The 8,134-nt window shown below is 68.7% G+C and carries 8 protein-coding genes and 1 pseudogene; 5 read left to right on the top strand and 4 right to left on the bottom strand.

The genetic code is table 11. The features are described 5' to 3' along the window. The coding region (locus ABTZ89_RS31865; protein ID WP_351051708.1) for a hypothetical protein at positions 1-180 on the bottom strand (180 nt) is incomplete at its 3' end. An 81-nt stretch (positions 181-261) separates the two neighbouring features. On the opposite strand from ABTZ89_RS31865, the gene ABTZ89_RS31860 reads away from it, so the two are divergent. Further along, positions 262-1,869, top strand: a complete 1,608-nt coding sequence (locus ABTZ89_RS31860) for a glycoside hydrolase family 13 protein (protein ID WP_351051705.1) — start codon at positions 262-264, stop codon at positions 1,867-1,869. 50 nt (positions 1,870-1,919) lie between these two features. Here ABTZ89_RS31860 and ABTZ89_RS31855 read toward each other — a convergent pair whose 3' ends face one another. Beyond that, positions 1,920-3,320 carry an amino acid permease gene (locus ABTZ89_RS31855; protein ID WP_408641884.1) on the bottom strand — a complete coding sequence of 467 codons (1,401 nt, stop codon included), beginning with the start codon at positions 3,318-3,320 and terminating at the stop codon, positions 1,920-1,922. Positions 3,321-3,431: 111 nt separating this feature from the next. Here ABTZ89_RS31855 and nucS point away from each other — a divergent pair. Further along, positions 3,432-4,085 (top strand): annotated as a pseudogene (gene nucS / locus ABTZ89_RS31850) (endonuclease NucS); the annotation flags it as partial. A 66-nt stretch (positions 4,086-4,151) separates the two neighbouring features. On the opposite strand, the gene ABTZ89_RS31845 reads toward nucS, so the two are convergent. Further along, complete coding sequence (locus ABTZ89_RS31845; protein WP_351051714.1) at positions 4,152-4,901, bottom strand: SDR family NAD(P)-dependent oxidoreductase; 750 nt, start codon at positions 4,899-4,901, stop codon at positions 4,152-4,154. A 138-nt stretch (positions 4,902-5,039) separates the two neighbouring features. Here ABTZ89_RS31845 and ABTZ89_RS31840 point away from each other — a divergent pair, with 138 nt between their 5' ends. Beyond that, entirely contained in the window at positions 5,040-5,591 is a 552-nt protein-coding gene (locus ABTZ89_RS31840; protein WP_351051703.1) for a TetR/AcrR family transcriptional regulator, read from the top strand. 2 nt (positions 5,592-5,593) lie between these two features. On the opposite strand, the gene ABTZ89_RS31835 is transcribed toward ABTZ89_RS31840, so the two are convergent. After that, entirely contained in the window at positions 5,594-5,779 is a 186-nt protein-coding gene (locus ABTZ89_RS31835; protein WP_351051700.1) for a hypothetical protein, read from the bottom strand. Between the two features lie 252 nt (positions 5,780-6,031). Here ABTZ89_RS31835 and ABTZ89_RS31830 point away from each other — a divergent pair, with 252 nt between their 5' ends. After that, a complete protein-coding gene (locus ABTZ89_RS31830; protein WP_351051711.1) occupies positions 6,032-7,714 on the top strand; it encodes a sodium:solute symporter family protein in 1,683 nt (560 codons plus the stop codon). 16 nt (positions 7,715-7,730) lie between these two features. Next, positions 7,731-7,982, top strand: coding sequence for a hypothetical protein (locus tag ABTZ89_RS31825; RefSeq protein WP_270950727.1), 252 nt, complete (start codon positions 7,731-7,733; stop codon positions 7,980-7,982). Positions 7,983-8,134 lie beyond the last annotated feature (152 nt).

Here is an 8,134-nt window from a genome sequence, read left to right as displayed (position 1 = left end):
GTGGAAAACGCTCTCGTCGAAGGAAACCGCGCCGTCGAACTCCGCCGTGCGGCATGAAACCTCACCAGCCTGAAACCCCGAAGGGGCAGCCGCCAGGCCGGGCTTGACATCCGGACCGCAGCCCCAAAAATCCGACCAAGCGGGGATGGCCCAGCACGGCGGAACATCCACCAGCCCCAACCACGACCAATCCCGAAACGCAAGGAACAAACCCGAAAACCCCAACCCAGGCCGAACGAGAAACCCGAGGAGGAGACCCCAGTGCCAACCCCCTGGTGGCGAAACGCGGTCGTCTACCAGGTCCTCCCACGCAGCTTCGCCGACGCCAGCGGAGACGGAATCGGCGACCTCCCCGGCCTGACGTCCAAACTGGACCACCTCACCGACCTCGGCGTGGACGCCCTCTGGCTGACCCCCTGCTACCGGTCCCCGTGGACGGACGCGGGCTACGACATCACCGACCACCGCCAAGTGGATCCAGCCCTCGGCACGCTCGCCGATTTCGACCGGATGCTCGCCGAAGCCCACGCCAGAGGCCTCCGCGTCCTCCTCGACGTGGTCCCGAACCACACCTCGGACCAGCACGAGTGGTTCCGCCGAGCACTGGCCGCCACCCCGGGTTCCCCGGAGCGCGATCGCTACGTCTTCAAGGACGGCAGGGCCCCGGGCCGTCCGCCGAGCAACTGGGAGTCCCGCTTCGGCGGTTCGGCCTGGACCCGGACCTCCGACGGCCAGTGGTACCTGCACCTGTTCGCCCCGGAACAACCGGACCTGAACTGGCGCGACCCGCGAGTCCGCGAGGAGTTCGCCGGCATCCTCCGCTTCTGGGGCGACCGGGGCGTGGACGGATTCCGCGTCGACGTGGCCGCAGCCCTGGTCAAGGACCTGCGAGAACCCCTCCGGGACGTGGTGGGCGGCGAGGGCTGCGAGGGGCTCGACGACTTCGCGGCCAACCCGGACCACCCGTTCCTGGACCGGCCGGAGGTCCACGAGATCTACCGCGAGTGGAACCGGATCTTCCACGAGTTCGATCCGCCGCTGATCGGCGTGGCCGAGGCGTGGGTCCGGGGCGATCGCCGGGTCCGCTACATCCGCCCGGGCGAGCTCCAGCAGGCGTTCAACTTCGAGTTCCTGCGGGTGCGCTGGCGGGCCGCGGACTACCGCCGGGTGGTGGCGGAGTCGATCGCGGCAGCGCGTTCGGTGGGCCGGACGGCGACGTGGGCTCTGAACAACCACGACGTGGTGCGCCAGGTGTCGGTGCTCGGCCTGCCTCGTGACGTCGACCCGCGCGTGTGGCTGACGACGAACGGCACCGACCCGCCCGCCGACCTGGAGCTCGGCACCCGCCGGGCGAGGGCGGCGATCATGCTCGTGCTGGCGCTGCCCGGATCCGCCTACCTGTACCAGGGCGAGGAGCTGGGCCTACCGGAAGTCGCCGACCTGCCAGCGCAGGCGCTGGGGGATCCGAAGCGCAGCGGCAAGGACAAGGGCCGCGATGGCTGCCGGGTCCCGCTGCCCTGGACCAGGGGCGGACCGTCGTTCGGTTTCGGCGGCGCCCGGCCGTGGCTGCCGCAACCCCGCGACTGGGGCGACTACTCGGTCGAGGCGCAACGCGGAGACCCCGACTCGATGTTGGAGCTCTACCGCTCAGCTCTGCGGCTGCGCCGGGAGTTCAGCGGTCACGAGTCGTTCAGCTGGGACGACCGGAATATCGGCGACGTCCTGGCCTTCCGGCGCGGCGACGTCCTGGTCCTGGTGAACACCGGCAGCACCACCGCACAGCTCCCCGCCGGTTCGGTCCTGCTGGCCAGCTCCCCGCTCGAGGACGGGCTTCCCGCCGACACCGCGGTCTGGCTGCGCCGCGAATGAGAACGGGGACCTCCCGACCACCCAGGTCAGAAGGTCCCCGTGCGCGGTTCTCAGCTGCTCGCGCCGTTCAGCTTGGACTTCCGGCGCCCGTACCCGAAGTACACCGCCAGCCCGATCGCCGTCCACACCGCGAAGGTCAGCCAGGTGACGGTGTCCAGGCCGAAGATCAGGTACACGCACAGCGCCAGGCCCAGCAGCGGGATCCACGGCATCAGCGGCGTCCGGAAGCTGCGCGGCAACTCCGGCCGGGTCCGGCGCAGGACCAGGACGCCGATGTTGACCAGGCTGAACGCGACCAGGGTGCCGATGCTGGTCGCCTCGGCGAGCTGGTTGAGCGGCACGACCGCGGCCAGCAGCGCCACCACGACGCCGACCAGGAGGGTGTTGCGGGCCGGCACCGCGCGCCTGTTGACCTGCGAAAGCATGCCCGGCATCAGGCCGTCCCGGGACATCGAGACCAGGATCCGGGTCTGGCCGTACAGCACGGTCAGGACCACCGAGGCGATGGCGACCACCGCGCCGAACGCGAGCACCACCGAGGCCCAGCCCTGCCCGGTCACGATGCGCAGGGCGGTGGCCAGCGAGGCGTTGGAGTCGGCCAGCGCGTCGACGCCGACCGCGCCCACTGCGGCGAAGGCGACCAGCACGTAGATCGCGGTGACGATGGCCAGCGACAGGATGATCGCGCGCGGCAGGTCCCGCTTCGGGTTGCGGGCTTCCTCACCTGCGGTGGAGGCCGCGTCGAAGCCGATGAAGGAGAAGAAGACGGCCGAGGCGCCCACCGAGATGCCGGCGAAGCCGTACGGGGCGAACGGCGCCATGTTGTCCGAGTTGAACGCGGTGATGGCCACCGCGACGAAGAACACCAGGACAGCGATCTTGAGCAGGGTGGTGATGGTGGTGACCCGCGCGCTCTCCCGCACGCCGCGCAGCAGCACGGACGTGGCCAGCAGCACGATCAGCGCGGCCGGGATGTTGACCACGCCGCCTTCGCCGGGCGGTGCGGACAGCACGTCCGGGATGGTGACGCCGACGGTGCCCTGCAGGAATTCGTTCAGGTAGCCGCCCCAGCCGACGGCGACCGCTGCGACGGACACGCCGTACTCCAGCAGCAGGCACCAGCCGCAGATCCAGGCGACGAGTTCGCCGAGCGTGGCGTAGGTGTAGGAGTAGGCGGAACCGGACACCGGGACGCTGCCGGCGAGTTCGGCGTAGGCCAGGGCGGAGCACAGCGCGGCCAGGCCGGCCAGCACGAAGGACACGACCACCGCGGGTCCGGCGGCCGGGGCGGCTTCGGCCAGCACCACGAAGATCCCGGTTCCGAGCGTCGCGCCGACCGAGAGCGCCACCAGGGGGACCAGGCCGAGGGTGCGGCGCAGCTGGGTGTGCGAGCCCTCGTCGGCGAGTTGCTCAGCGGGTTTGACGCGCATCAGGGTTCGGGCGAATGACACGAGCGGTAACGTTATCTCGCTCAGCGGGAACATCGAGGTCCGACCTGGCTCAACCCGCCGGTGGACACGGGGGTGCTCGGCTTCTCGATCGGCGCCCGTACGCTGTGCCGGGTGCGACTCGTCATTGCCCGCTGCCAGGTGGACTACATCGGCCGACTCACCGCGCATCTGCCCATGGCGCAGCGCTTGCTGCTGGTGAAGTCCGACGGTTCGGTGTCGGTGCACTCGGACGACCGGGCCTACAAGCCGTTGAACTGGATGAGCCCGCCGTGCTGGCTGATCGAGGATCCGGGCGTGTGGACGGTGCAGAACAAGGCCGGCGAGAAGCTGGTGATCACCGTCGAAGAGGTGCTGCACGACTCCAAGCACGAGCTGGGCGTCGAGCCGGGCCTGGTCAAGGACGGCGTCGAAGCGCACCTGCAGGAGCTGCTGGCCGAGCACGTGACGACGCTGGGCGAGGGGTGGTCGCTGGTGCGCCGCGAGTACCCGACCGCGATCGGCCCGGTGGACCTGATGTGCCGGGACGCCAACGGCGCGAGCGTGGCGGTGGAGATCAAGCGGCGCGGTGAGATCGACGGCGTCGAGCAGCTGACCCGCTACTTGGAGCTGCTCAACCGCGACCCGCTGCTGTCCCCGGTGACCGGCATCTTCGCGGCGCAGCAGATCAAGCCGCAGGCCCGCACGCTGGCCGAGGACCGGGGCATCCGCTGCGTGGTGCTCGATTACGAGAAGCTGCGCGGCATCGAGCCGGACGAGTACCGGCTGTCCTGGTTCTGCTGCTGCGTCGGAGCGCTTCCCGGGCATCGGTGCTGGGAAGCGCCCCTTCTCGCGTCAAGCGGTCTTGATCGCGCCGCCGTCGACGAGGTGGTCGGCGCCCGCGGTGCTCGCCGCGTGCGGGGAGGCGAGGAAGGCGACCAGCGCCGCGACTTCGGTCGGTTCGACCAGGCGTCCGGTGGTCATGTCCGCTTCCGCCGGGAGCTGGGCGAGCAGGTCGGCCAGCGGGATGCCGAGCGCGTCCGCGAGCTGTGCGCCGTGCCCGTCGGCGCCTTCCCACATCGAGGTGCGCACCGGGCCGGGGGAGATGGTGTTGACCCGCACGCCCTGCGGTCCGACTTCGGTGGCCAGGGCTTTGCTGAACGCGGTCAGCGCTGCCTTGGCGGTGGTGTAGGGCATCGGTCCGGAGTGCGGCAGCCGGGCGCCGACCGACGAGATGTTGACGATGGCGCCCTTGCGGTCGAGCAGGCTCGGCAGTGCTGCGCGGGTGGTGCGCACCGCGCTGAAGAAGTTCAGCTCGAAGGTCTGCTGCCACTGCGCGTCGGTGAGCTCGGCGAATCCGGCGACCAGGCCGCCGTCGCCGCCTCCGACGTTGTTGACCAGAAGGTCTAGCGGTCCTGCCTCGGCGATCGCCCGGTCGACCAGGTGCTTCGGCGCGTCGGGCTCGGACAGGTCGGCGGGGATTCCGATGGCGCCCGTCGCCGCCAGTTCCGGCGAGATCGTGCGCGCCGCTGCGACCACGCGCATGCCTTCGGTGGCGAGCGCGGATGCGATGGCCAGGCCGATGCCGCGGCTGGCGCCGGTCACGAGGGCGGTCTTGCCGGAAAGCTGCAGGTCCACGCCTGCCTCCTCTGTTGCATCGAGAGTGACGCGACAGACGATATAGATGCAACATCATTGTGGCAACTAATGGATCAGCTGGGACAGTGCTGTAGTGTCCGCCGGGTGACGCGAGCGATGCGGGCGGACTCGGAGCGGACGGTTCAGGTGATCCTGGAGGCCGCTGAGCGCGTGCTGCGCGAAGACCCGGGAGCGTCCATGGCGCAGATCGCCGAGGCCGCCGGGGTCGCGCGCACCACGGTGCACCGCCGGTTCGCCAGCCGGGAGTCGCTGGTGGAGGCGATGGCCGTCTGGGCGGCCGAGCAGTTCCGCGACGCCGTCGCGACGGCCCGCCCGGACACTGCTCCGCCGCTCGTCGCGCTGCACCAGGTCACCGCCAACGTGCTGCGGGTGAAGGTCGACTGGGGTTTCGCGATGAGCCGGACCGCAGGCGGCGAGGTCGAGCGCATCCACGAAGAGGTGCGGCAGTCCTGCATCGACCTGTTCAGCCGCGCTGCGGATTCAGGTGTGCTGCGCGCGGACGTGGACCGGGAGTGGGCTCGGCGGGTCTACTACGCGCTGATCCACGAGGCCGCCGAAGCCGGCTGGGACGGCGGCGACGTCGACGAGCTGGCGGCGCGGGTGGTCGACACGCTGCTGAAAGGCGTCGGGGTCTGAGCTCAGGTGCCGTCGGGTTCGCCCGTGCGGCAGGTGTTCAAGTGCAGCGCCGACCACGGCGCGATGAGGTCGGCGAGGTGTCGCAGGAATGCGGTCGACCGGTCTTGTCCGGTGCCGGCCTTTCCGGCGGAGTCGATCGGGGCCTCGGCGAGTCCGGCGATGATGGCCAAGTCGATTCGGGCGTTCACGGCTCCTCCCCCTGGACCGCTGCGCGTGTGCCTGATGTGACGGTACCGGTCACAATCCGTCGCAGGTGGGTTGCGCTTCGCATATCACTCGCTTGGCCCTGCCTCTCGGCGCCGATGATCGATTCAGTTGCGGATCCAACGAATTGATATCGGGTCGGTGTGAGCTGCTGCACTGTGCGGTACTGTCCGGCTGCGGTTGCCGAGTGGTGGTTGTCGTTGGACTTTGTTGGGTCTGGAGGTGGGGTAGCGGTGCTGCTAGCCCAGGGGCGGTTGCTGGATGCGAATCCCGTCGACTACGTGCTGTTGGCGTTGTACTTCGCGTTCGTGCTGGGTATCGGGTATTTGGCTCGGCGGGCGGTGTCGACGAGCCTGGACTTCTTCCTGTCGGGCCGGGCGCTGCCGGCGTGGGTGACCGGGTTGGCGTTCATCTCGGCGAACCTGGGCGCTATTGAGATCATCGGCATGTCGGCCAATGGTGCTCAATACGGAATGCCGACGATGCATTATTTCTGGGTCGGCGCGGTGCCCGCCATGCTCTTCTTGGGCGTGGTGATGATGCCGTTCTACTACGGCTCGAAGGTGCGCAGCGTTCCCGAGTTCATGTTGCGGCGTTTTGGTCGTGCCGCGCATTTGGTGAATGGTATTTCTTTCGCGGTCGCGCAGGTTCTGATCGCCGGCGTGAACCTGTTCCTGTTGGCCAGCATCGTGAATGCGCTGCTGGGTTGGCCGTTGTGGGTTTCGGTGTTGATCGCGGCGGCGATCGTGCTGTCGTACACGGCGCTCGGCGGTTTGTCGGCGGCTATCTACAACGAGGTCCTGCAGTTCTTCGTGATCGTGGCGGCGCTGCTGCCGCTGACGATCGTGGGCCTGATCAAGGTCGGTGGCGTGCAGGGCCTGGTCGACAAGGTCACCGCTGGTCCGGGCGGTGCGGAGCAGCTCTCGGCCTGGCCGGGCACCGAGCTGACCGGCTTCTCCAACCCGGTGTGGAGCGTGATCGGGCTGGTGTTCGGTCTGGGATTCGTGCTCTCGTTCGGGTATTGGACGACGAACTTCGTCGAGGTGCAGCGCGCGATGGCCTCGAAGAGCATGTCGGCCGCCCAGCGCACGCCGATCATCGGTGCGTTCCCGAAGATGTTCATCCCGTTCATCGTGATCATTCCGGGCATGATCGCCGCGGTGGTCATCCCGGAGATGAGCGAGTACAAGGCCGCCGGTGGACCGGAAGGCGGATCGCTGAGCTACAACGATGCGATCTTGTTGTTGATGCGGGATCTGCTGCCCAACGGAATCCTGGGCATCGCGCTGGCCGGTTTGCTGGCGTCGTTCATGGCGGGCATGGCGGCGAACCTGTCGTCGTTCAACACGGTGTTCACCTACGACATCTGGCAGACCTACATCGTGCGGGACCGGCCGGACAGCTACTACCTGAACATGGGCCGCTGGGTGACCGTCGGCGCGACGCTGGCGGCGGTGGGCACCGCGTTCATCGCCTCCGGCTACTCGAACCTGATGGACTACTTGCAGCAGCTGTTCTCGTTCTTCAACGCGCCGCTGTTCGCCACGTTCATCCTCGGCATGTTCTGGAAGCGGATGACCCCGCACGCCGGTTGGGCCGGTCTGGTGCTGGGCACGGTGTCCGCGGTGGTGGTGTTCGCGATGTCCGAGACCGGGGTGCTGGACCTGCCGGGCCAGGGCGCGAGCTTCGTGGGCGCCGGTGTGGCGTTCGTGGTCGACATCATCGTCAGCGTCGTGGTGTCGTTGGTGACCAAGCCGAAGCCGGAGACCGAGCTGGCCGGGCTGGTGTACTCGCTGACGCCGCGGTCGAGCCGCCAGGCGGCGACCAGCGGCGAGGACGCCGGCTGGTACCGCCGTCCGGGTCTGCTGGCCGGTATCGCGCTGGTCCTGGTCATCGCCCTCAACATCATCTTCGCCTGACCGAGGAGGTCTTCCCATGCCAGGACAGGGTTCCGGCCATTCCGCGGGTGCCTTCGACATCCGCACCGTCATCGCGCTGCTGTTCGCCATCTACGGCGTGGTGATCACCGTCGTCGGCGTCGTGCAGCCGCAGTCCGAGATCGACAAGTCGGCGGGCGTGAACATCAACCTCTGGGCGGGCATCGGCATGCTCGTCTTCGCCGCGGTCTTCATCGCCTGGGCGCGCCTGCGCCCGATCCGGGTCCCGGACGAAGTCGGCGAGCAGTAAAACCTGTCTGACGCACTCGTTTTGCGTGGCGGTGCGGGTGGCGGAACCTCAGACGCCGCCTGGCTGCGGGATCCCGTTCTTATGTATGTCCGATACACGGCGAACGGGCTGTCCTCGCCAGGCGACGTCTGAGAACCCGCGGCGGTGCGAGC

The organism is Saccharopolyspora sp. NPDC002686, from assembly GCF_040295745.1.
GTDB lineage: Bacteria > Actinomycetota > Actinomycetes > Mycobacteriales > Pseudonocardiaceae > Saccharopolyspora > Saccharopolyspora oryzae.
This window is presented reverse-complemented; position numbering and strand designations above follow the sequence as displayed.